Annotated in this window: 11 protein-coding genes; 5 read left to right on the plus strand and 6 right to left on the minus strand. The window is 61.8% G+C overall.

Annotated features, from left to right (window positions below; all coding sequences use genetic code 11):
* Positions 1 to 19 precede the first annotated feature (19 nt).
* From HNE05_RS13595 to recQ, 4 genes are all read right to left on the minus strand, one after another.
* Positions 20 to 454 (minus strand): MarR family transcriptional regulator, encoded by a 435-nt coding sequence (locus HNE05_RS13595; protein ID WP_173208264.1) that lies wholly within the window; start codon positions 452 to 454, stop codon positions 20 to 22.
* 132 nt (positions 455 to 586) lie between these two features.
* Complete coding sequence (locus tag HNE05_RS13600; protein WP_173208267.1) at positions 587 to 1,603, minus strand: DUF2804 domain-containing protein; 1,017 nt, start codon at positions 1,601 to 1,603, stop codon at positions 587 to 589.
* A gap of 290 nt (positions 1,604 to 1,893) precedes the next feature.
* Positions 1,894 to 3,054, minus strand: coding sequence for a GGDEF domain-containing protein (locus HNE05_RS13605; RefSeq protein WP_240008760.1), 1,161 nt, complete (start codon positions 3,052 to 3,054; stop codon positions 1,894 to 1,896).
* Between the two features lie 115 nt (positions 3,055 to 3,169).
* Positions 3,170 to 5,311, minus strand: a complete 2,142-nt coding sequence (gene recQ, locus HNE05_RS13610; protein WP_173208273.1) for a DNA helicase RecQ — start codon at positions 5,309 to 5,311, stop codon at positions 3,170 to 3,172.
* A gap of 131 nt (positions 5,312 to 5,442) precedes the next feature.
* On the opposite strand from recQ, the gene HNE05_RS13615 reads away from it, so the two are divergent.
* The 4 genes from HNE05_RS13615 (at position 5,443) to lapD (ending at position 9,229) form a co-directional block, all read left to right on the plus strand.
* On the plus strand, positions 5,443 to 6,030 hold the full coding sequence (locus tag HNE05_RS13615) for a UPF0149 family protein (RefSeq protein WP_173208276.1): 588 nt from the start codon (positions 5,443 to 5,445) through the stop codon (positions 6,028 to 6,030).
* A 61-nt stretch (positions 6,031 to 6,091) separates the two neighbouring features.
* Positions 6,092 to 6,493 carry a YbaN family protein gene (locus tag HNE05_RS13620; RefSeq protein ID WP_173208279.1) on the plus strand — a complete coding sequence of 134 codons (402 nt, stop codon included), beginning with the start codon at positions 6,092 to 6,094 and terminating at the stop codon, positions 6,491 to 6,493.
* Between the two features lie 81 nt (positions 6,494 to 6,574).
* Complete coding sequence (gene lapG, locus HNE05_RS13625; RefSeq protein ID WP_173208282.1) at positions 6,575 to 7,273, plus strand: cysteine protease LapG; 699 nt, start codon at positions 6,575 to 6,577, stop codon at positions 7,271 to 7,273.
* Between the two features lie 9 nt (positions 7,274 to 7,282).
* The gene (lapD, locus tag HNE05_RS13630; protein WP_173208285.1) at positions 7,283 to 9,229 is read left to right on the plus strand and encodes a cyclic di-GMP receptor LapD; all 1,947 of its coding nucleotides are present in this window, start codon (positions 7,283 to 7,285) and stop codon (positions 9,227 to 9,229) included.
* Positions 9,230 to 10,061: 832 nt separating this feature from the next.
* Here lapD and HNE05_RS13635 read toward each other — a convergent pair.
* Together HNE05_RS13635 and HNE05_RS13640 are read right to left on the minus strand one after the other, a co-directional pair.
* Positions 10,062 to 10,403 (minus strand): tryptophan synthase subunit beta, encoded by a 342-nt coding sequence (locus HNE05_RS13635; protein WP_173208288.1) that lies wholly within the window; start codon positions 10,401 to 10,403, stop codon positions 10,062 to 10,064.
* Positions 10,404 to 10,472: 69 nt separating this feature from the next.
* Entirely contained in the window at positions 10,473 to 23,492 is a 13,020-nt protein-coding gene (locus HNE05_RS13640; protein WP_173208292.1) for a retention module-containing protein, read from the minus strand.
* Between the two features lie 456 nt (positions 23,493 to 23,948).
* Here HNE05_RS13640 and HNE05_RS13645 point away from each other — a divergent pair, with 456 nt between their 5' ends.
* Positions 23,949 to 25,304 (plus strand): TolC family outer membrane protein, encoded by a 1,356-nt coding sequence (locus HNE05_RS13645; RefSeq protein WP_173208296.1) that lies wholly within the window; start codon positions 23,949 to 23,951, stop codon positions 25,302 to 25,304.
* Positions 25,305 to 25,319: the final 15 nt, after the last annotated feature.

Consider the following 25,319-nt stretch of genomic DNA (forward strand, 5'->3'; position numbering starts at 1 on the left):
TGCACGCAGCAGAACCGGCTCAGTCCTTCTCCAAATTGGCCAGTACCTGGGCATGCACGCGCTGGCAGAGTTGCATGTCTTCATCACTGACGCCGGCGAACAGCTCCTTGCGCAGCCCCAAGGCGATGCTTTCGATCTGTGCGATGAGGGGCCGGGCCTGCGGGCTCAGGACGATCTTCTTCGCCCGTCGGTCTTCCGGCACGGCATGGCGTTGCACCAGGCCCTGGGACTCCAGGCCATCGAGCAGACGGGCCAGGGTCGGCCCCTCGACGCCGACGGTCTTGGCCAGTTCGCGCTGGGTCGGCGGCTCCTCCAGCAGGGCCAAGTGCAACAACACCAGCCAGCGTGCCTGGGACAAGCCGAGGCCAGAGAGACGTCGATCCAATTCGGCGCGCCAGGCGCGGGATAGCTGAGCCAACTGCATGCCGAAACTGTGTTGCGCAAAGGTGTGCATAGCGATTCGTGGACCGTGTCATGGCGGTTTTTGCCCCTGCCTGCACGCCCCCACACTGCGCAGACAGCAGAAAAACCTAATTATTAGTCGCCTAACCATAACCCCGAGGCGCGCCCGTCGCCAAGTCCGTTTTCACCATTTGACGTACTGGTCTTCGACGAAGCCCCAGAGGTTGTCGATCACCACGGGAGCCCGGCCCGGTGGGCGCAAGGTGCCCTGGAAACAGCCAAATACCTGTTTGAAGTTGCTCGCCAGAAAACCCAGATTGAGCTGCTCGCGGTGCAGGCCATGACCACGAAAATCCAGCTCGACCTGGCCATCGGCAGAGACTATCCGCCAAGGTTGCAGCGGCTCGTCGCGGTTGAACTGAAAATGCACCCCGCTGACCGGCAGCAGCTCGCCATCCAGCCAGTAGCAGTTCTCGCTGAAACTGGTCTCGTTGACTCCACAGGACAGATTCAGGCCGACCCGCGTGCCCGCCACTTCGCCAGACAGGCAGGCCCAGTTCCAGAAGGTTTCCGGGCGCATGTAGCCGGCCGACCAGTCGTGATGGGCGAAGGCATCGATCCGCGCCAGATCGAAGTCGCCCAGGGCACTCTGCACCGTGCCCTGGCAGCGCACGCCGGCGACCTTCTGCGCATAGACCCAGCCATTCACCGCCGTGGGCGTACAGATGCACATCGGCTGGAAGGCCGGCTGCTGTTCGGAGAAGTGCGCCTCGATGCGCGTGCCATCGTCCAGCTCCACCAGCAGACGCTTCTCCCTGGGCTGCGCGCTGTTCTCCAGACGCAGCAGGTTGCCGCCGCTGCGCAGCTCACAAATGCCGCTATCCGGCTGCTGCGAGAAGGTGCTGCCAAAGCCCAGGGGCAGGCGAAATTGGCGCTCGATCATGCGCCCGCTGGGTGGATGGAACAGATAGACGAAGCCGATACCGAGCAGGCTCAGGTTGCCCAGTGCGCAGCCGCCGATCAGCTCGTGACTGACCAGGCCGAAGTACTGGAACTGGTGAAAGCGCCGCCACTTGGCCAGCGCACCGAGTCGGCGGCCCATCGGTGAGCGGAAATCGAAATCGCGGTAATTCACCTCGCCCGGTGCGGCGGGGAAGATGCCGTAATGGGGCTGGCCGTTGGCCTGGATCAGTCGTTCCATCGTCACTGCTCGGCGGGAAAGGGCTGATCCTAACAGCCCGACCTCAGGACGAAAGCGACGATTCGCGCCAGTGCAGCAGACAACTGACGCCTCAGAATCTGTTTCGGGTCTTTTGAGCTAGAGCCAGGCAAGGCGAGATTGGGCGAGGGCGCGGAGTTTACAAAATGTAAATGAGCAGTACTCGTTTCACTCGCCCTTCGGGCCGCGCTGAAGCGCGTTAGCCGCAAGCGGCTTGCCGAGCCCAATCTCAACGCAGCATGGCCGACGATCAAGAGATCCGGGACAGATTCTCAGGTCACTACTTGATTGCGGCCAAACGCCTTGGCCTCGTACAAGGCACGGTCGGCATGTTCGAACAGCAGATCGAACGCCATCCCGTCTTGCGGGCGCAGACAGGCCACCCCGACGGAAATGGTCAGCACCGCCGCGGTCGACGAACCGGCGTGGGCCAGCTGTTGATCCTGCACGGCCTGACGCAGCGCTTCGCCGCGCTGGTGCGCCTCGGTGGCGCCGATGCCATACAGCAGAACGGCAAACTCCTCGCCGCCCAGGCGCACCGCCATGTCCAGCGGTCGCCGTGCCGACTCGGACAGCACCGCACCGACCCGCTGCAATGCGCGGTCACCCGCCTGATGGCCGTAGTGGTCGTTGTACGCCTTGAAATGGTCGACGTCGCACAGCAGCAAAGCCAGCTCGACCTCTTCGCGCTGCGCCTGACGCCACAAACGGGCCAGCTGGCGATTGAAGCTGCGCCGGTTGTGCAGGCCGGTCAGGCTGTCCTGGTCGGCCAGCACGCGCATCAGACGGCTGATCAGGAAATGCTGGCGCGACTTGAACTCCAGCAGGTAACAGCCCACCGCACCGATCAGGTTGCCGAACAGCAGGAACACCAGATTGTTGAACAGGCGCTCCGCCGGCAAACCGCCCAGCCATTCGAACAGGCCATAGGCAAGCAGCACCAGAAAGGAAATAGCCAGCGCCTCGACCAGCCGCAGCCCCACCAGGAAATAAGCGGCAATGCAGACCAGGAGTACACCTTCGTAGGGGAAAAACGGATTCTGTCCATGGCCGATGGCGATGATTGCTGCGGCACCGAGGCCCATTGCCCCGATAGAGGCGAGGCTCAGCGGCACCATCAGGCGCGGATGGCGGTTCAGCAGGATCAGACGGCCACAGAAAACCAGCAGCACCGCCACGCCCAGGCGGATGACCAACAGCAGGTAGAGCAACGGCGCACTGATCATCCACACGTCCACCATCAGGAAGGCCATCCAGACGAACAGGGCGAACACTATGGAAACACGCTTCAGCTCGACGCTGTCACGCAACGCATAGGCGCGGTATTCCTGTTCCAGGGGCGCGCTGAAGCGCAGCCGACGATAGCCTTTGGCAAGCTGGTCGGCGTAGGGATTGGGACGTACATCGTCAAGCCAAGCAAGATGGGACGACACCAGAACCTCGTAAATGGATAGCAATCCGCCACCATAGCGACTTGCGACATGCGTCACAAGTTTGTCACCCGTCAGCGCCGACAGTTTGGCGCACAAAGCCACACCGCCCGTCGTTCTAGACCTCGAACTCCGCCTGCAGGGCCGCCCGCACACAGTACAGCACGCCTTCCGGCACCTGTCCGGCAAACTGTTCGGCGATGGCCGCAACCGGCGGCAGCTCGCCTTCGCCATCGAGAAAAGCATCCTGAATTGCGCCGAGCAGATCGTCCGGTAGATCCAGCGCCTGCTCCAGGCTCAGTTGCTGGCGGCCGATGGCTTCGGCCAACAGGCTGTAGACGTTCTTCTCGGTGCATTTGAGCTGGGCGGCGATCTGCAGCGGGGTCATCCCGGCACGCGCCAGGCTGACCAGCTCGTGGCGCAGGTCGACCACCACCTGCGGCGCTTCTGCGGCGCCATTGAGTACTTCGAGGAAAGCCTCGCCGTAGCGCTCCAGCTTGCGCGCGCCGACGCCGCTGACCTGCGCCATGTCGCTCAGCGAGGCCGGTTTGCTGCGCAGCATCTCCAGCAGGGTGGAATCGGGGAAAATCACGTAAGGCGGCACGCTGTGCTCTTCGGCCAGCTTGCGACGCAGGCTGCGCAGGGCTTCCCACTGCTCGCGTTCCTCGGCACGCACCAGCTGGCTGGCGCTGCTGCCGGAAGCCTTGGCCGCCTGTTGCGGCTTGAGATCGCGGCGCAATTGCAGGCTGACTTCACCGCGCAGCAACGGACGGCAGGTATCGGACAGGCGCAGACCGCCGTAGCCGTCCAGGTCGACATCGGCCAGGCCACGGGCCACCAGCTGGCGGAACAGGGTGCGCCACTCGCCTTCGTTGAGCGCCTTGCCCATGCCGAACACCGTCAGGTGCTGATGACCAGGGGCGCGAATCTTGTCGTTTTCGCGGCCGAGGAGGATGTCGACCAGGTGACCGACGCCATAACGCTGACCGCTGCGGTAGATGGCCGACAGCGCCTGGCGTGCCGGCTCGGTGGCATCCCAGGTCTGTACGCCGTCGATGCAGTTGTCACAGTGCCCGCAGGGCTGCGGCAGCTCTTCGTCGAAGTAGGCCAGCAGCGCCTGACGGCGGCAGCGGGTTTCCTCGCAGAGGGCGAGCATGGCATCCAGCTTGTGCTGCTCGACGCGCTTGTGCCGCTCGTCACCCTCGGAGTTGCTGAGCATCTGCTTGAGGAAGATCACGTCCTGCAGGCCGTAGGCCATCCAGGCATCGGCCGGCAGGCCGTCACGGCCGGCGCGACCAGTTTCCTGGTAATAGGCCTCCAGCGACTTGGGCAGGTCGAGGTGGGCCACGAAACGCACGTTGGGTTTGTCGATACCCATGCCAAAGGCGATGGTCGCCACCATGATCAGCCCTTCCTCGTTGAGGAAGCGTTTCTGGTTGTAGGCACGCAATTCGTTGGGCAGGCCGGCGTGATACGGCAGCGCCGGGTAGCCCTGGCCACTGAGAAACTCGGCGACTTCCTCGACCTTCTTGCGCGACAGGCAATAGACGATGCCGGCATCGCCCTTGCGCGCCGTGAGAAAGGCCAGCAACTGCTTGCGCGGCTGATCCTTGGGCAGGATGCGGTAGAAGATGTTCGGGCGATCGAAGCTGGAGAGGAACCGCTCGGCGTTCTCCAGATGCAGGCGCTGAACGATCTCCTCGCGGGTACGCATGTCCGCCGTGGCGGTCAGGGCGATGCGCGGCACATGGGGGAACAGCTCGGCGAGCTGGCCCAGCTGCAGGTATTCCGGGCGGAAGTCGTGGCCCCACTGCGACACGCAATGCGCCTCGTCGATGGCGAACAGGCCAATCTGCAGGCCCTGCAGAAAAGCCAGCATACGCGGCTGAACCAGGCGCTCGGGGGCCACATAAAGGAACTTGATCTCACCGCGACGGATGCGCTCGGCAATATCGCGCTGCTCATCGTTGCTCAGGGTGGAATTCAGCGCCACGGCGGCCACGCCTAGCTCGTCGAGGGTGGAGACCTGATCTTCCATCAGCGCAATCAGCGGCGATACCACCACCGCCAGGCCTTCGCGCAGCAATCCCGGCACCTGGAAGCACAGCGACTTGCCGCCACCGGTAGGCATCAGCACCAGTGCGTCGCCGCCCGCCGCCACGCGCTCGATGATCGCCGCCTGCTTGCCGCGGAAGGCGTCGTAGCCGAAAACGTCTTTGAGGATGCCCAGCGCGGTGGGATGTGGTGCCTGATCGAGCATGCCGGTCTCCATTTTTCAAGCCGCGCAGTATACGCGAGCGCCACGCCCGGCAGACCATCGCCCGTCGGCCGTGCTTTTGCAGGCACAGGCGGCTAGAATCCCCATGTTTACTCACTCAAGGTAGTGCCACGATGTCCTTCGCCGAGCAACTCTCCCGCCTGCAAGCCTTCCTCGATGCCGATGAACTGCACGAGGAGGCCCTGGACTACGTGGCCGCCCACGGCTACCTGACTGCCCTGTCGATCTGCCCCGATCAGGTGCCGGAGCGTGAATGGATCGACGCCCTGTTCGCCGAACCGCCGCACTACCGCAGCGACGCCGAACGCGTGGACATCGAAGCCACCCTGCAACAGCTCAAGGCCCATATCGGCCGTCAGCTGGCCAGTGATGATGACCCGGAATTCCCCTGCGACGTCGACCTCGGTGAAGACCCGGACGACTCCGACCTGCGCGGCTGGTGCATCGGCTTCATGGAAGGCGTGTTCCTGCGTGAAGCGGTGTGGTTCGAAGACGCCGAAGACGAAGTCAGCGAACTGCTGCTGCCGATCATGGTCGCCTCCGGTCTGTTCGACGAACAGCCCGAGTTCGCCGAAATCGCCCGTGACCGCGACCTGGTGGACAGCATGGTCGACCAGATCCCCGAGTTGCTCACCGCCCTGTTCCTGCTCTGCCACGCGCCGGAAGAGAAGCCAGCCCTGCTCAAGCCCCGCCACCACTAACTTCTAAACGATAAGTGCCTGCACTCGATCATGCGTCGTTAAAAAGCAAGGCCGTCCGTTAATGCCGCACCGCGACATCCCGCAAAGCCGCCACCGCAGCGTACGTTATGTATTGTTGGCGGTCGGCTGGCTGAGCGTGGTGCTGGGGGTCATCGGCATCTTCGTCCCGGTGCTGCCCACCACTCCGTTCCTGCTCCTGGCTGCCGCCTGCTTCGTGCGCAGTTCCCGGCGTTTCTACCAGTGGCTGGTCAACCACCGGCACCTCGGGCCGTGGATTCGTGACTATCTGGAAGGCAATGGCATTCCACTCAAGGGCAAGGTCTACGCCATCGGCCTGATGTGGCTGAGCATTGGCCTGTCCTGCTACCTGGTGCCGCTACCCTGGGCCCGCGCCTTCATGCTCACCAGCGCCGTGCTGGTCAGCTTCTACATCCTCAAACAGAAGACCCTGCCGGTTCGCTGAGCCCTGTGGGACGGCAAAGAAAAGCGGCAAAAATGTGATGTAGCACCTAAACTTTTGGCACTTTCAGCGCAGAGACACGCCATGCATTCTCGGTCGAGCAGTCAAGGACGAGCGCAGCGCCGCCCGGTTGCCTGGCTGGCGCTCGGCCTGTCGCTGGGCCTGCTGCTGGGTGTAGCCGCCAAGGCCAACTGGGACTTCGGCGTGGTCATCCAGAACGCCGAAAAACGCTACGGCAAGCTGGGTGTCGCCAAGGGCCGTATCGAGGCCTGGGACGAGCTGATCCAGGCCAGCGCCAACCTCTCCGAGAGCGAAAAGCTCGCCACGGTCAATCGCTTCTTCAACCGCCAGTTCCGCTTCTCCGACGACATCCGCAACTGGCGCCAGGAAGACTACTGGGCCACCCCGGTGGAAGCGCTGGTGAAAGGTGCGGGGGACTGCGAGGACTACTCCATCGCCAAGTACTTCACCCTGCGCCGCCTCGGCATCCCCAGCGAAAAGATGCGCATCACCTACGTCAAGGCCCTGAAGTACAACCAGGCACACATGGTCCTCACGTATTACTCAAGCCCCTCGGCAGTGCCCCTGGTGCTGGACAACCTGATCGGCGAAATCCGTCCGGCCTCGCAGCGCAAAGACCTCTTGCCGGTCTATGCCTTCAACGCCGAAGGGCTGTATCTACCGGGCTCCAACAGCAAGAAAAGCGATAGCAAGAAGCTCTCGCGCTGGCAGGATCTATTGAAGAAAATGCGCGCCGAAGGTTTCGCCGTTGGTGAGGGTTAGGAGAACTCTATGTCCTTGTTAAAACAGCTGTTTCTCGCCATCTGCCTATTCCTGGTAGTGGCCTTCACCGGCAGTTTCATTGCCGGGGTGGAGAGCTCGCGCGAGCAACTACTCAGCCAGCTGCGCTCCCACGCCCAGGACGCCGCCACCGCCCTCGGCCTGTCGATGACGCCGCATATCGATGATCCTGCGATGATCGAGCTGATGGTCAGCTCGATCTTCGACAGCGGCTACTTCGCCACCATCCGTGTAGTGAGCATTCCCGATGAAAAAGTCATAGTCGAACGCCGTACCACCACTACCACGGAGAATGTACCGGCCTGGTTCGTCGACATCGTCGATCTGGAGCCCCAGGGTGGCGACGCCCTGATCATGCGGGGCTGGGAACAGGCCGCGCGGGTCGAAGTGCTCAGCCATCCGCAATTCGCCCTGGCCAAACTATGGGACAGTGCCATTGGCAGCCTGCTCTGGCTGCTGTTGTGCGGCATCGTCAGCGCCATCCTCGGTGGCTGGCTGCTGCGTACCCAGTTGCGCCCTCTCGACAACATGGTGCAGCAAGCCCAGGCCATCAGCCGGCGCGAGTTCCTCTCGCTGCCCAAGGTGCCCCGCACCCCCGAGCTGAAGCGCGTGGTCATGGCCATGAACCAGATGGTCGACAAGCTGAAGAACCTGTTTGCCGAGGAAGCGGCGCGCAGCGAGAAACTGCGCGAAGAAGCCTATCAGGACAGCCTTACCGGCCTGGCCAATCGCCGCCTGTTCGATATCCGTCTGGCCGACCAACTGGCCGTTACCGAACAGAACGCCGAAGGCTATCTGATATTCCTGCGCGTCAACGACCTTGGCGGGCTCAACCAACGCATAGGCGGCCAGAAGACCGACGCCCTGATCAGCGCCATTGGCGACCTGCTCAAGCGCCTGCTGGATGAGCACGGCACCCCGGACTGGCTGGCCTCACGTAGCCGGGGCGGCGAATTTACCCTGCTCGCCCCTGGCCTGGCCGGCGACGATGCCGACCGCCTGGCCCAGGAATTGGTCGAAGGTCTGGAAAGCCTGCGCCAGACCGGGGCCAGCGACTGCACCCCGGTCGCCCACCTGGGCATTGCCGCCTTCAAGCCCGGCGAGGAGCCGGGCAGCGTGATCAGCCGCGCGGACCAGGCCCTGGCCCAGGCACAAAGCAACGCAGGCAAACCCTGGGAACGCCTGGACGACTTCAACGCGATGCCCGGTCAAGGCCTGCACGACTGGCGTGCCTGGATCGACGACGCGCTCAAACAAAGCAAGCTGCAACTCTACTTCCAGCCGGTCACCCAGTGCGCCGATCGTAACCAGCCGCTGCACCAGAAGGTACTCGCCCGCCTGATCGACCCACAGGGCGAAGCCGTCGCTGCGGGCCGCTTCCTACCCTGGATCGAGCGCCTGGGCTGGGCCGCGCGCTTCGACCTGGCCATGCTCGAACACAGCCTGGCGCACCTCACGCAGAACCCCCAGCCCCTGGCACTCAGCCTGTCTGCGGCAACCCTGCGTGAGCCAGCCAGCCTGGCGAAGATGCTCGCCATTCTCCGGGAGCATCCGGAACAGGGCCCACTCATGACCCTGGAACTGGACGAGCGCTACCTGCCGCCACCGGCAGAACTGGAAAAACTCAGCCAGGCCGTGCGTGAAGCCGGTTTCCACCTGGGCCTGCAGCACTTCGGCGGGCGTTTCAGCCTGATCGGCAACCTGACCCACCTGGGCCTGGCCTACCTGAAGATCGATGGCACCTACATCCGCGCCATCGACCAGGAAGGCGACAAGCGCATGTTCATCGAGGCCATCTTCCGCGCCACCAACAGCATTGACCTGCCGCTGATTGGCGAGATGGTGGAGACCGAAGGTGAACTCGCGGTGCTCAACGAACTGGGTATCCACGGCGCCATGGGTCGCCTGATCGGCCCACCCGCCCCCTGGCAGGGCTGACACGTAGCCCGGATGCAATCCGGGAGCGGTCAGCTTTCACAATTTTTGCGCAACCACGCTGATGGTGGACAGGCTGGCAGATAAGCAAAGCGTTAAGTCAAAGGAGGACTCAAAGTGGCAACAAGCTCACCTCAAACTCCCATCTATGCACCAGGTTCCACTGCGCAGCGTTATGTTCGGATCGCCGGCACAGTGGCTGGGAGCATTGCCCTCACGTTCGTCGTCGTATGCGTCGCAATGGCTGCAATACCATCGTTGCGCTGTCAGGGAGTGGCTGGCGCCTTAGCAGTTATTTGGTTGATCGGTGCGCCACTCTGGTTTTGGTATGAATACTTCTACATCTATCGGGCCGTCGGTGGCGGTCAGCAAGACTCATTTGAGTTTTTCAAACACGGACAGCAGTTGGCTGCTGCCATCTGGGCCGGCCTGGCTGCATCCCTCGGCGCATTCGCAGCAAGCGACTACGCGAAACCAGTTAACGATACCTATGAGTGTAATTTGCTCATCCCCGCACCAAACCTACCCGCAAGCCAAGCATCTCCGGCTGCATCTGCCCACTTGTCTGCGAAAGACATCCAACTCACCTGCACTCGCGCAGCGACCTAATAACAGGCTCGGGTCATTCACCCCCTAAACCATAAAGTTCCACAAGCCCGCACAGGGGGATAACTGCGGATCACTCTCCACCGACGAACTCGACTCAACCGGTACCGATGAGATCGTGAACAGGCTTCAAAAGTACGTTGCCCTTGAGAGTAAAAAGAAGTCAATTAGCCCGCCGCCCCTACCGGCTCGGCCAAAGCGGGCCAACCGCAACACTCAAGGTGGTCGATCAAATCAACTGATGCTCGTCATCGCCCAGCAGGCCACTCAGGCCTTCGATCTCGGCACGGGTCACCGCCCGCTGATCGAGTTTGCGCCGCGCCGGCTCGGGCAGGTCGGTGTAGCGAATCACGCCCTTCTGCACCAGCAAACTGACCACGTCTTCCAGTACCCGTACCAGTTCGAGGTCTGACTCTTTCAGGCTGGTCAGGCGCGACTTCACTTCTTCTCTGGCCGTCAGCCAGTTTTCCAGTTCCGGGCTTTCAACCGCCAGGGTCTCCGTCATCCCCTCGAAAGGCTCGTGCTCGACCCGCAGCAGCCGCCCGTCCTCGTCCCTCAGCACATACACCATGCGACATCCTCCAGGCATGAAAAAGCCCGCTACCCGGTAAGGGTAGCGGGCTGATCATAGTAGTGACGGTTAAACGGTGTCGACCTCCAGCGTACCGTCACCGAGCATCGCAGTGATCACTCCCGACGCATTAGCTGCGCTATAGGCGGTTTGCAGGTTGATGCCCGCCAGTACGATGGTCTGCCCTGTTCCGCCCGCTCCGCCAGCATTGGCATCCACCGTAATGGTGGTGTTGACCCCAAAGGTGAAGCTCAGATAGGAAGACAGGCTGGCAGCACTGTCATCCTCGCCGGTCAGCAACTGAGACAGATCCAACCTGTCGCCATTGGCATTGCCATCAAAGTTGATGGTGAAGCCATTGATTGTGTCGGTGCCGGTATTACCCGACTGCCACATGAAAGTATCGCGACCGTTACTGTCGCCACCGCCGCTGGTGTTGCCACCACGCATCGTGTCGCTGCCTGTGCCGCCTATCAGCAGATCGTCGCCATCACCACCGACCAGTGAGTCATTGTCACCATTCCCAAACAGCAAGTCGTGGCCGCCACCGCCAGACAGGCTCTCGTTATCCGACTCGCCTGCCAGGATGTCATTACCAGCACCTCCCGAACGATCCCCACTGCCATCGGCAACGAGGTTATAGAGGCCCGACAGAGCATAGGAGCCAAATTGCGCGCCACCAGAGAAGGTAATGCTTTCCACAGCCTCGCCATCGCCATCGAAATGATCAACCACCGTGATTTGCTGGCCATTGATGCCGATGACCAGATCACCGTTACTTCCCGTGTCGGAGTCCAGGAAACTCAGCCCAGTCAGGGAGCTACCGCTGGAATTAATGATGATAGCGTCCGTATCAGCGCTATCGCTGATGGTGTCCACACCATCTACCAGCCCGAACAGGTAGGTGTCGTTGCCGGAGCCGCCATTGAGCTCGTCGTTGCCGGTGCCGCCAGTCAACTGGTCGTTATTGTCTCCGCCATTGAGGGTGTCATTGCCCGCCCCACCGTACAGGAAGTCGTTCCCTGATCCGCCGGAGAGCGTATCGCCCCCACCAAACCCGTACATGGCATCGGTACTGGAGCCGCCCGTGCCAGAAGAAGTGCCGCTAGACGACCCAAGATACAGGTTGACCACATTGGCGGTTGCGGCTCCGTCCCACACTTGCATGGTGGTAATGGCTACAGGGCTTGCCTGCTCCGTAGGAGTCAGCGAATTGCTGCCCAGCCCCAAACTCGGGCTACCGAACGCAGCCGCGAACGGTGCGACCAAGGAGAACGAACTGCTGTCCACATCGGCAATGCTGAAGCCGATACTGGTTTCAGTGATGTTGAGGCTGGAGATGGTCGGCGCATCGTTGACCGCCGAGACCATCAGGCTGGCGATGGCGAGCACACTGGAGAACGCCGTGCTGCCTCCATTGGTAGCGGTACTCACTTTGATGCCCGCCGAGCCGGAAGTCGTATCCCAGGCGCGATAGGTGATAGCGGTAGGCAGCGATCCATTGAAGTTGGCATTCGGCCGGAAATACAGCCTATCCGTACCATCTGCCGACAGGAGCAGTGCCGACGAGTCGGATACCGCACCCACCGCCGTCCAAGAGCTGCCGCTGTTGGTCGAGTAGTACCAGGTGCCCTGGCTGCTATCGACTCCAGTCAGCGCGATACCGGTAACCGCACCGCTATCAACATCGGTGACGTTATTCAAACCACCAGCAGGCGGGTTGAAGTCCACCAGACTCGACACCGCAGTCCCTACGGCTCCTGAAGGGGCCGGAGCGTCCTCGGCGACCGCTGCCATAGTCGGGCTAATGGCACCATTTAGTACCGGCGCATCATTGACCGGGGTGACATTGATGGTGAGGGTATTCGCCGTCGGGTCGAGATCCACTCCACCGTTGGTCGTACCGCCGTTATCACGCACCTGGAAGTTGATGCTGGCATAGCCGTTACCACTGCCGTTCGCCACTGGGGTGAACACCAGCAGCCCGAGGTTGCCCACGGCAATCTCGGCCGGCACGGCCCCGCCGTTATAGCTGAGCGTGCCACTCCCACTAACCGAGGTGATCTTGACCGCCATCAGGCTGTCGCCATCCGCGTCGCTGAAACCGAAGTCAGCGGCGGAGAACACCTTGCTGCCGTCTTCGAGAATGTTCAGCGTTGCATTGGTACCGCTGGGCGCCTGGTTGACGTCCAGCACTGTCACCGTCAGGTCGGCGTCGGACGGGTCGCCATCCTTGTCGATGATGGTGTAGTTGAAGGTCTCGCTGACATCCGCGTTGACCGAGGCTGGTGCGGTGTAGGTCCAGGCACCGGTCTGGAAGTTGAACGACAGCTTGCCACCTTCGGCCGTGCTGATGTTGCTCAGTTGATTGCTGTTGATATTCGGCCCGCTACTCGGGTCGATCACGCCCGCGCCATTCCAGACATAGGTGATGCCATTGATCTCGATGGACAGGATGCGGCCCGGGCCGTCGGCACCGAAGGCATCGTCGGCATTGACGCCGACGCCACCTGCGGCATTGTCGTTACCCAGCAAGACATTGCCGCTGACATCCCCGCCACTGATCTGCCCGAGCAGGGCATCGATCAGATCGTCGAACTCACTGACCACGAGCGGATCCTTGACGGGATTGGCATCCAGATCCACGTCTTCGAGGCGCTCCTCGTCGATGCCATCACCGATCCCGATGGTGGTTACATTGATGCCGCCGCCGCTGGCCAGGAAGTCGGCCCAATCATCGGCAACATCATCATCCAGCGAGTTGCCACCGGTTCCGGTCTGCTGGTTGGGATTACCGTCACTGATGAAAAACACCTGATTTTCCCAACCGGGAGTCGGGCTGTAAGACACCATGGTCTGTTGGATGGCATCGGTGAAGTCGGTCTGCCCACTGAACGGCCGGTTGGCGATGATACTGTCAACCTGCGCATTGAATGTCGCCAGCGTGGTCACCGGCGTATAGGCCTGCGAATCCGAGGAGAAGGCCACGATGGTGACTTTCACATCGCCATTAGTGCCGGCGAACAGCGCCTGCCCGGCCGCCTTCACGGCATTCATCATGGTGGTGAATTCACCGTCGCTAATGCTGCCACTGGAGTCCAGCACGAAGGCGACATTGAAGTCCTTGCCGGTGGACTCAATCACACTCGCGCTATCGTCCAGCGCCATCGGACTATCGTCATCGACGTTAACGCTCAGCGTGCCGTTGGCCGTGTCGCCATCCTTGTCGGTCACCTGATAGTTCAGGGTGAAGGGCTGGTTGTTCTCCAGATCGGCATTGGCATGTTGGATCGGCGCGTTCTGGGTGACGGTGTAAGCACCTGAGGCAGTGTTCAGCGTCAGCGTCAGCACCGTGGTAGCACCCTGCTTGACCAGTAACTGCGAGCCATCCGGGCTTGCCTGGTAGGAGAAGCCGCCGGGCGCTCCCGAATCCAGCCATTTCACCGTACCGGCACCATCGGCACCGAAGTTGTGGCCTAGGATGCCACCGCCAAGAACCGACTCGACATCGTCAGTACCGCCGGGCCCGCCGGGGATGCCATTGGCCAGTGCATCGTCGTCCAGTTGCATTGGCGCATTGGCACTGACAGTCGGTATATCGTCCTCGATCTGCACCAGGAATTGCCCGGCCAACGGCACCGGGTCGACCCCGTCGCTGGCCTGCAGGATGCTGGCAAAGTCCAGCACCAGCAGAGCATTGTCATCGTTACCACCGACGGCATGATCCAGCGGCTTGAGCAGGGTGAAGGTGTAGTCACCGTCGCTTTCCACCTGCAGGGTGAACACGGTCGGCCCGGCTACACCCGCCTTGGCAGTCAGGGTATCGCCCAGCACGCTGTACACCAGCGGGGTGCCACCAGACGAGGCGCCATCCAGTCCACCGGTGCTACCGGACAGGCTGAACTGCACGCCGACGGAGGGGCCGACCACCAGGTTGCTGACACTGCCGGTAGCGATCGTGGTTTCCGTGTCGCCATCGGTGATGCCGCCAGACAGTTCGTCCTCGTCAACCTTGGCGATAACCGGGCTGATGTCTTCCACATAGACCGTCAGGGTCGCTTCGGACGGGTCGCCGTCCTTGTCGACGATGACGTAGTCGAAGGTCTCTACCTGGTCACCGTTACCGCTGGCCGGCGCGTGGTAAGTCCAGGCACCGGTGGCGAAGTTGAAGTCCAGCTTGCCACCTTCAGCAGTGGGGATATCGGTCAGCTGGTTGCCGGCGATATTCGGCCCGACTCCACTCGGATCGATCACCCCCGCACCATTCCACACATAGGTAATGCCGTTGATCTCGATGGACAGGATTCGGCCGGGGCCATCGGCTCCATAGCCGTCGTCGTCACCGGCACCACCGTTGTTGACGCCATCGCTGCCATGCAGCACGTTGCCGTTGACCAGGCCGCCCACCACATTATCGAGGAGGGTGTCGACCAGGTCGTCGAAGTCACCCACCTGCAGCGGGATGTTTGTCCCGCCATCCACGTCCACATCCACCAGACGCGGGGCGTTGATACCGTCGCCTATGCCGATGGTGGTGACGGTGATGACATTGCCGTCGACGAAGTTATTCCAGTTGGTCGCCGTCGGCTCGGTCAACGAAGGAGCGCCGCCGGGGCCGGTCTGCTCGTTCGGGTTGCCATCGCTGATGAACACCACCTGATTGTTCCAGCCTGACAGCGGCACATAGGAGACCATGGTCTGCTGGATGGCATCGGTGAAGTCCGTGGTGCTATTCAGCGGCCGCACGCCGCCCTCGTCCGGATTGAGGGAGTTCACCAGGTTGGTGAAGGTGGTGATGTCGGTTGCTGTCGGGTAGCCGATCGAGTCGTCCGAGAAGGCCACGATCTGGATCTGCACTGCGCCACCGGCGTTGTTGAACAACTCCTGGCCGGCCGTGCGTACAGCATCCAGCATCAGGTTCAGCTCGCTGTTACTGATGCTGCCGCTGAAGTCGAGGACGAACACCATGTTGATGTCTTCGGCCTGGCCAGTGGCGACATAGGCCACGTCGTCTTGGGCTACCGGAGTGTCATCATCGACGTTGACCGACAGCGAGCCATTCGCCGTGTCGCCATCCTTGTCGGTCACCTGATAGTTCAGGGTGAAGGGCTGGTTGTTCTCCAGATCGGCATCGGCATGCTGGATCGGCGCGTTCTGGGTGACGGTGTAAGCACCTGAGGCAGTGTTCAGCGTCAGCGTCAGCACCGTGGTAGCGCCCTGTTTGACCAGCAACTGCGAGCCATCTGGGCTTGCCTGGTAGGAGAAGCCGCCGGGCGCTCCCGAATCCAGCCATTTCACCGTACCGGCACCGTCAGCGCCGAAGTTGTGGCCTAGGATGCCACCGCCAAGAACCGACTCGACATCATCAGTACCGCCGGGCCCGCCGGGGATGCCATTGGCCAGCGCATCGTCGTCCAGTTGCATTGGCGCATTGGCACTGACAGTCGGTATATCGTCCTCGATCTGCACCAGGAATTGCCCGGCCAACGGCACCGGGTCGACCCCGTCGCTGGCCTGCAGGATGCTGGCAAAGTCCAGCACCAGCAGAGCATTGTCATCGTTACCACCGACGGCATGATCCAGCGGCTTGAGCAGGGTGAAGGTGTAGTCACCGTCGCTTTCCACCTGCAGGGTGAACACGGTCGGCCCGGCTACACCCGCCTTGGCAGTCAGGGTGTCACCCAGCACGCTGTACACCAGCGGGGTACCACCAGACGAGGCGCCATCCAGTCCACCGGTGCTACCGGACAGGCTGAACTGCACGCCGACGGAGGGGCCGACCACCAGGTTGCTGACACTGCCGGTAGCGATCGTGGTTTCCGTGTCGCCATCGGTGATGCCGCCAGACAGTTCGTCCTCGTCAACCTTGGCGATAACCGGGCTGATGTCTTCCACATAGACCGTCAGGGTCGCTTCGGACGGGTCGCCGTCCTTGTCGATGATGACGTAGTCGAAGGTCTCTACCTGGTCACCGTTACCGCTGGCCGGCGCGTGGTAAGTCCAGGCACCGGTGGCGAAGTTGAAGTCCAGTTCGCCATCGTGGGTCGTGGAAATGCCGGTGAGGATCTGGTCGCCATCGAGCACACCGTCCCAGGTGTAGGTGTTGCCATCGATCTCGATGGACATGATCCGGCCGGGGCCGTCGGCACCGTAGCCGTCGTCGTCACCGCTACCGCCGTTGTTGACGCCATCGCTGCCATGCAGCACGTTGCCGTTGACCAGGCCGCCCACCACATTATCGAGGAGGGTGTCGACCAAGTCGTCGAAGTCACCCACCTGCAGCGGGATGTTTGTCCCGCCATCCACGTCCACATCCACCAGACGCGGGGCGTTGATACCGTCGCCTATGCCGATGGTGGTGACGGTGATGACATTGCCGTCGACGAAGTTATTCCAGTTGGTCGCCGTCGGCTCGGTCAACGAAGGAGCGCCGCCGGGGCCGGTCTGCTCGTTCGGGTTGCCGTCGCTGATGAACACCACCTGATTGTTCCAGCCTGGCAGCGGCACATAGGAGACCATGGTCTGCTGGATGGCATCGGTGAAGTCGGTGGTGCTGTTCAGCGGCCGCACGCCGCCCTCGTCCGGATTGAGGGAGTTCACCAGGTTGGTGAAGGCGGTGATGTCGGTGACTGCCGGGTAGCCGATCGAGTCGTCCGAGAAGGCCACGATCTGGACCTGTACCGCGCCACCGGCGCTGTTGAACAACTCCTGGCCTGCAGTGCGTACAGCATCCAGCATCAGGTTCAGCTCGCTGTCACTAATGCTGCCGCTGAAGTCGAGGACGAACACCATGTTGATGTCTTCGGCCTGGCCAGTGGCGACATAGGCCACGTCGTCCTGTGCTACCGGCGTATCGTCATCGACGTTGACGCTCAGCGTGCCATCGACCTTATCGCCATCCTTGTCGGTCACCTGATAGTTCAGGGTGAAGGGCTGGTTGTTCTCCAGATCGGCATTGGCATGCTGGATCGGCGCGTTCTGGGTGACGGTGTAAGCACCTGAGGCAGTGTTCAGCGTCAGCGTCAGCACCGTGGTAGCGCCCTGCTTGACCAGTAGCTGCGAGCCATCTGGGCTTGCCTGATAGGAGAAGCCGCCGGGCGCTCCCGAATCCAGCCATTTCACCGTACCGGCACCGTCAGCGCCGAAGTTGTGGCCTAGGATGCCACCGCCAAGAACCGACTCGACATCGTCGGTACCGCCGGGACCGCCGGGGATGCCATTGGCCAGCGCATCGTCGTCCAGTTGCATTGGCGCATTGCTGGTGACGCTGGGGCCATCGTCCTTGAAGCTGATAGCACTGCCCAGGTTGATGGTTTCCGAGTCACTGTCACCGTCCTTGTCGGTGATGGTGGCGGTCAGCTGCACCATGCTGGCGGCGCCCAGGCTGACTTCCTCATCCGGATTGGTACTGCCATGCTCGATGGCGCGCAGCTGATCCAGTTTCACGACACCGTTGGCGTCGACCGATACGCGGAAGGCGATCGGCCCGCCGGAGTTGCCGACCCGGCCGACCACATCGTTGCCATCCATGTACAGGCGGATGTCCGAACCAGTGGCGGTGTCGTCCAATCCGCTGTTTACCCCGCTGGAGCTGACGCCCAGGCTGTAAGTCAGGGTGCCAGGGCCATCGGCGCCGTAGCTGCCGGTGAAGTTGCCGCTGAAGTCATGCGTGTCGTCGACCAACAGGAAGGTTTCATCCACCTGCAGGCTGTCGTTGGTGGCGGCGCTGGCATTCAGGTTCGGGCCATCGTCGCGGAAACTGATCGCACTGCCCAGGTTGATGGTGTCCGAGTCGGTGTCGCCGTCCTTGTCAGTGATGGTGGCACTCAGCTGGATCAGGTTGGCGCTGGCCAGGCTGGACTCCTGGTTGGAGCCGCTATTGGGGGTATGGAAGATCGCCCGCTGCTGGTCCAGGGTGACCACGCCGCTGCCCGGGTTGACCGAGACGGTGAAGGAGACCTCGCCCCCCGGCCCGCCAACCCGACCGACGATCATGCCGCCCTCGTTGTACAGCAGGATGTCCTGCCCGGTGGCGGTATCGTCCAGCCCGCTATTGGCGCCGGCGGCGCTGACATCCAGGCTGTACACCGTGGTGCCGGGGCCATCCGCGCCATAGTCGTCAGAGAAGTTGCCGGAGAAGTCGGTGCTGTCATTGACCAGCAGGTTGGTCTCGTCCACCTGCAGGCTGTCGTTGCTGGGGGTACGACCGTCGATCTCGGGCGCGTCGTCCTCGAAGGCCAGGCTCTGGCCGATATCGATAGTCGAGCTGTCACTATCACCGTCTTCATCGGTGATGGTGGCGGTCAGCTTGATCAGATTGGCTGCGGCCAGGAAGGCCGTCTGATCCGGACCTGCCTCCGGGCTATGCACGATGGCCCGTTGCTGATCCAGAGTGACGTCGCCGCTGCCGTCGACCGATACGCGGAAGGCAATGGCACCACCCGGACCACCCACACGGCCGACCACATCGCCGCCCAGCATGAACAACAGGATGTCCTGCCCGCTGGCTGTGTCCTTGAGGCCGCTGTCGGCACCGACTGCGCTGATGCTCAGGTCGTAGTCGATATCGCCTGGGCCGTCAGCACCGAAGCTGCTGCTGAAGAAGCCGCTGAAGTCATCGGTATCGTTGCTGCCCAGGTTGCTTTCATCCACCCGCAGGGTGCCCACCGTCGCGGCGCCGCCGCTGATGGAGGGGGCGTCGTCTTTGAAGCTGATGGCATGGCCGAGGTCGAGAGCGGCGCTGTTGCTGTCGCCATCATCATCAACAATGGTGCCGACCAGCTGGATCTGGTTGGCCGCTGCCAGGCTGGCCTCCTGATCCGGTCCACTGTCCGGGCTGTGCTCAATGGCGCGAATTTGGTTCAGGGTCACCTCGCCGGTGGCACTGTTGAGCGAGACACGGAAGGCAATCGGGCCGAAGAAGCTGCCCACCTTGCCGACCACATCGTTGCCATCCATATACAGGCGGATACTGAAGCCGGTAGCTACATCGTCCAGGCCAGTATTGGTGCCGCTGCTGCTGATCTGCAGGGCGTAGGTGGTGGTGCCGGGGCCGTCTCCGCCGAACAGCTCGGTGAACTGGGCACCGAAGTCGGTAGTGGCATCGGCGGCCAAATTGGTTTCATCGACCTGCAGCGAGTCCTCCGGCGCCGGGCTGGTGTCGATGATCGGCAGGTCGTCCTCGATCTGAATGAGGAAGCCGCCGGCCAGGGCGACCGGATCCACGCCGTCGGATGCCTGCAGGATGCTGGCGAAGTCCATCACCAGCAGATCATCGTCGTCGTTACCGCCGGCAGGATGATCCAGCGGGCCGAGCAGGGTGAAGGTGTAGTCGCCGTTGCTGTCCACCTGCAGGGTGAACACGGTCGGGCCAGCAGGACCCGCAGTGGCAGTCAGCACATTGCTGCTGACGCTGTAGACCAGCCCCACGCCATTCGAGGTAGCCGGAGCCAGGCCACTGGTGTCGTTGGACAGGCTGAACTGCGCCGCGATCGGCGGGCCGACGATCAGGTCGGCCAGGCTGCCGGTGGCCACGGTGTTGACCGCATCGCCATCGGTGTTGCCGTCGGGCAGTTCGTCCTCGTCGACCTGGTCGATCACCGGGCGGGTGTCTTCCACATAGACGGTGAGGTTGGCAGTCGAGGGGTCGCCATCGTTATCGACGATGGTGTAGGTGAAGGTTTCGGTCTGATCGCCGCTTACACTGCCCGGGGCCTGATAGCTCCAGGCGCCGGTGGCGAAGTTGAAGCTCAGCTTGCCGCCCTCTGCCGTATCGATATCGGTCAGCTGCTCGCCGCCGTCGACCACACCATCCCAGGTGTAGAGGGTGCCGTTGATGTCGATGGAGAGGATCTGACCGGGGCCATCGGCACCAAAGGAGTCGTCGGCATCGCCGCCGACACCGCCGACGGCATTGTCGTCGCCCAGCAGCACGTTACCGCCTACCAGCTCGCCAGAGACCGCATCGAGCAGGGTATCCACCAGCTCGTCGAAGTTGTCCACCAGGATCGGTGCACCGTTGCCATCCAGATCCACATCCTGCAGACGGGGGCCGTTGATGCCGTCGCCGACACCGATGGTGGTGACATTGATGCCGTTGCTATCGACGAAGGTATTCCATGCCGCAGCCGTGGCATCGCTCAGCGAATTGCCACCGGTGCCGGTCTGCTCGTTGGGGTTGCCGTCACTGATGAAGAACACCTGGTTGCTCCAACCCGGAATCGGGCTGTATGCGGCCATGGTTTCCTGGATGCCATCGGTAAAGTCGGTCTGTCCGTTGAACGGACGAGTACCGCCGTCGGCCGGGTTGAGGCTGTCGATCAGGGCCGAGAAGGTCGCGAAGTCGGTCACCACCGGGTAGGAGGCGGAGTCACCGGAGAAGGCGATGATCTGGATACTCACATCACCCGTGGCGCCGCTGAACAGCGCCTGCCCGGCAGCGCGCACGGCCTCCAGCATGGTGTTCAGTTCGGTGTTGTTGATACTGCCGCTGAAGTCCAGTACGAAGGCCACATTGAAGTTCAGCGCCTCGCCAGCCAGCGCGGTGGCGTTGTCGTCCAGCGCCTGCGGCACATCGTCTTCGACCGCGATCACGAAGGTGCCAGGGGCGAAGCCATTCAGGGTGTCGCCATCGCCATCGCTGGCGGTCAGTACGCCGGAGAAGTCAATGGGCAGATTGAGCATCTGGTCATCATCGGTGCTGCCGGGCAGCGGATGATCCAGCGGCCCCTGCAGCTCGAAGGTATAGCCACCATCAGGATTGATGGTGAGGGTGAAGACCGGATCCAGGCCGGCCATGGCAGTGAGCACGTTACCGACCACGGTATAGGTCAGCGGCGTACCACCTGAACTCAGCCCCTGAGCTTCCAGCGAATCGATGGCCGCCGAGCTGTCACTCAGGCCGAAGCTGCCAGGGCCATCGGCACCGAAGCTGACCACCGCATCCAGGGTGCCACTGACACCGTTGGCGCTGGTACCTTCTCCGTCACCATCGCTAATACCACCGGGCAGTTCATCTTCATCTACCTGAGCCGATACCAGCGGGGTCGGCTGCTGACGCTCGTCGTATTCGAGAGGAACGGCAACCGGGACATCATCCTCGATGTCGATGGCAAAGCTGTTTGGCGGGAATCCACCCACCAGCGGGTCGCCGTCGCCATCGGTGGCGGTGAGGATGCCGGAGAAGTCCACGCCCAGGCCGGGCAAATCTTCGGTGTCGTAGGTGACATCGTCGATCGGGTGATCAATGGGGCCTTCCAGCACGAACTCCCAGCTGCCATCGCCGTTCACCGTCAGGGTGAAGATGGTTTCACCGCCAGCACTGGCGGTCAGCACATTACCGACCACCACATAGGTCAACAGCACACCACCCGACATCAGATTCTGCGAATCCATCGAGCCAATATCACTGGACAGACCGAATGCGCCCGGGCCATCAGCACCGAAGTTGACCAGCGCCGACAGAGAACCAGCCGGGCCGCTCGCGGTGGTGGTCTGGCCGCCTTCCGGATTGCCGTCGTGCGGCGCACCGGCACCGGTGGTGAGGGCGTCTTCGTGGACGATATCCCACACCGAGGGAATGAACTGCTCTTCGCCATCGCTGCGGCTGGCCAATTGCGGCACATCGTCTTCCACGTCGATGACGAAGCTACCGCCGTTGAAGGTGCCCACCGAGTCGCCGTCGCCATCGGTGGCCGCCAGCACACCGGAGAAGTCGATCGGCAGCTCCAGGAGCTCATCATCGTTGCCGTCCGGGTTCGGGTGATCCAACTGGCCGATCAGGATGAAGTTGAAGCTGCCATCGGCGCCAACTTCCAGGGTGAAAATGGTTTCGGCGCCGGCCGAAGCGGTCAACACATTGCCAACCACGCTGTAGGTCAGGGCAGTGCCGCCAGAGCTCAGGCCTTGAGCCTCCATGCTGCCAATGGCGCTCGGGCTGCCGGACAGACCGAAGCTGCCGATGCCGTCGGCGCCGAAATTGACCAGTGCATTCAGGGTTCCGGGCCCACCAGAGGCCTCGTTGGTGACCGCATCGCCATCATTGATACCGTCAGAAGTCTCGTCCTCGTCGACGATGGCAGCCACCTGGGCGCCCTCGCCTTCGGTGAGGATGGGGCCGTCATCATTGACCAGTACATCCAGTTGTACGGTCGGCGACACGTCGCCATCGAGGTCGAACATCCGCACCGAAAAGCTTTCGCCGACCTGATCGGCAGCACCCGTGGCATTGGGGTTGCCATGGTCGAGAGTGTTGTCGGTGAGGGTGTAAATCCAGCCACCGCCAGCACTGACCGTGAGAATGCCGTACTGGCCCTGAACCACACCCCCGTTGGTGACGTCGATCCAGTTACCGTTTACATCCAGCACCTGCAGAGACGACAGGCCGTCCGGAGAATTGATGACAATGGTTCCGCTGGCCTGCTCGGCATTACTGCCGGGGTTGGTACCATCGGCCAGCCCTTCTTCATCAACGATGGCCGGCCCGGCAATCAGCGTCCCGCTCTCATCCTGATACTCGATGTCGATGTCCGGAGTGAAATCCGGTGCTTCTGGATCGGGGGTGACAATGGGTTCGGCATCCGGAAACTCCGGCCCGTTATTCAGACCAGCAGTCGGGAAACCAATGACCGGGTCGAGTGCTCCGCCGGTCTCGCCCAGCAGCACAAAGCTGTGGCCGCCACCGACGCCGCCAGCACCGCCGGCGCCACCGCCACCTGCACCGGGACCTGCAGCAGTCGCTTCGCCCTCAAGGGTCGGGTCGACACCCGCCTCGATCGCAGCCTGCAATTGCTCGACATCAGTCAGTTCGGAATCGGAGGGAGCGGCAGGAGCCGCATCTTCAGGTGAAGCAGGAGGCGCACCCTCTGCACCAGCGAGCATCTGCTCGTTGAGGGCCATGCTGCTATCGCGCCCGACGGTCAGCTCCTGGCCGTTGGTCATGGTGATGGCAATCGCACCGCTGGCGCCAGTTACGAGCTGCTCACCGGCATAGACACGATCACCCTCAACTAGCGGCCGACGCGTTCCATCGCCAGCTACCGCATAGACCTCGCCGACAACCTGGCTGACGACACCAATCAAAGTAGCCATGATTCCTTCCTCCACACAACACCGTCGGCCACTGCCGACACGTTTCAAAAGGGTCAATCGCCTTTCGAATCAGAGGATTGTGCGAAGAACATTGCCAGAGAAAGCTACGGTGCTATCAACCTGCCTCGCCAACGCGACAAAAAAGTGTCGCCCCAACTGCACCGACCTATTCCCTCAGATACCTCTTCGCCCTTATGCTCCAAACTGCGCTTGACCACCAACCTTTACCGCAAAATGAGCTGGAAGCCTCATTTCTCGCGGCTTACAGGAGAAACAATGTGCTGCTTTTCACAGAGTGCATAAGACTTTTTTCTCATAAATCTTGCGCCAATTTTTTCTTAGCTACTCTTAAAGATGTTCTTAGCTGTGATGTTACAGGCCTGAAACACGCTTTCAGGAAAAAGCGTCATTATTCTGGCGATCGGAACTAAGCATATAAATAAGGAGAACTACCCCATGCGCGTTCTTACACCGCTCTGCCAAGGCATATTGCTAGCGATTGCCTGTACCCAGGCACAGGCAATGACCCTCTCAGAGGCGATTCAAAGCACGGTAGACAACCACCCCGAACTGCACGCCAGCATGAATGACCGCCTTGTCTCCGATGAAGAGGTCAAGGTTGCCAAGGGCGGCTACCTGCCAACCGTCGACCTGCTGGCCGGCTATGGTCGCGAACAAACCGACAGCCCAAGCACTCGTGCTCTTGGCGATCACAACAAGGAAACCCTGAACTACCGCGACGCCGAACTGCGCCTGCGGCAGATGCTGTTCGATGGTTTCAACACCCCAAACGAGGTGGCGCGCACTGAAGCCGTGGTGAACTCCCGCGCCTACTATGTGCTGGGTACATCCGAAAGCCTGGCCCTGCGTACCGTCGAGGTCTATCTGGACATACTCAAGCGCCGCGAAATGGTGACCCTGGCCGAGAACAACCTGCAGGCCCACCAACGCATCCATGACCAGATCCGCTTGCGCAGCGAACGGGGCGTGGGCAGCACTGCCGACCTCGATCAGTCCGAAGCGCGTTTGGCACTGGCGGAGAACAACCTCTACACCGAGCAAGTCAACCTCGCCGACGCCCAGGCCAACTTCTTCAGCGCTACCGGGCGCATGCCCGACGAACTGGAACAACCAGGCACGATCAAGGGTGAAGTCCCCGAGGATCTCGGCGTTGCCCGGCAAACGGTAATGGACAACAACCCTTACCTGAAATCAGCACAAGCCGATGTGTATGCCGCAGAGAAGCAGTATGAAGTCGCCAAGTCGCCCTTCTATCCGCGCTTCGATCTGGAATTGGCCACCACCGCCGATGACAACACCCAGGGTGATGAAGGCCACTACAGCACCTGGCGCGCAGCTGTGGTGATGAACTACAACCTGTTCAACGGCCTGCGCGACAAGGCCCGCCTGCAATCGGCGGCGCACCAGATCAACCAGTCGATGGACATTCGCAACAATGCCCTGCGCGTTCTCAACGAGAACCTGGCCCTGGCCTGGAACGCCATGGAAAACGCCCGCCTGCAAACTCCCAAGGCGCGTGACTATGCTGATTACACCTCACGCGTACGCGAGGCGTATCAACAGCAGTTCAGCCTCGGCCAACGCACCCTGCTCGACCTGCTGGACAGTGAAAACGAACTCTTCACCGCCAACCGCCGTTATACCGAGGTGCGCTACACCGAAGAGTTCTCCATGTACCGCGTGATCTCCGCCACGGGCGATCTGTTGAAGAAGCAGAACGTCGTACTCCCGGCTGAAGCTGTAGCACTCACCGAGATCAAAAGTGAGGCACGCCTGCCGGAAATGAAGTAAACCCGGCGAAGAGAT

The organism is Pseudomonas campi, from assembly GCF_013200955.2.
Taxonomy (GTDB): Bacteria; Pseudomonadota; Gammaproteobacteria; order Pseudomonadales; family Pseudomonadaceae; genus Aquipseudomonas; species Aquipseudomonas campi.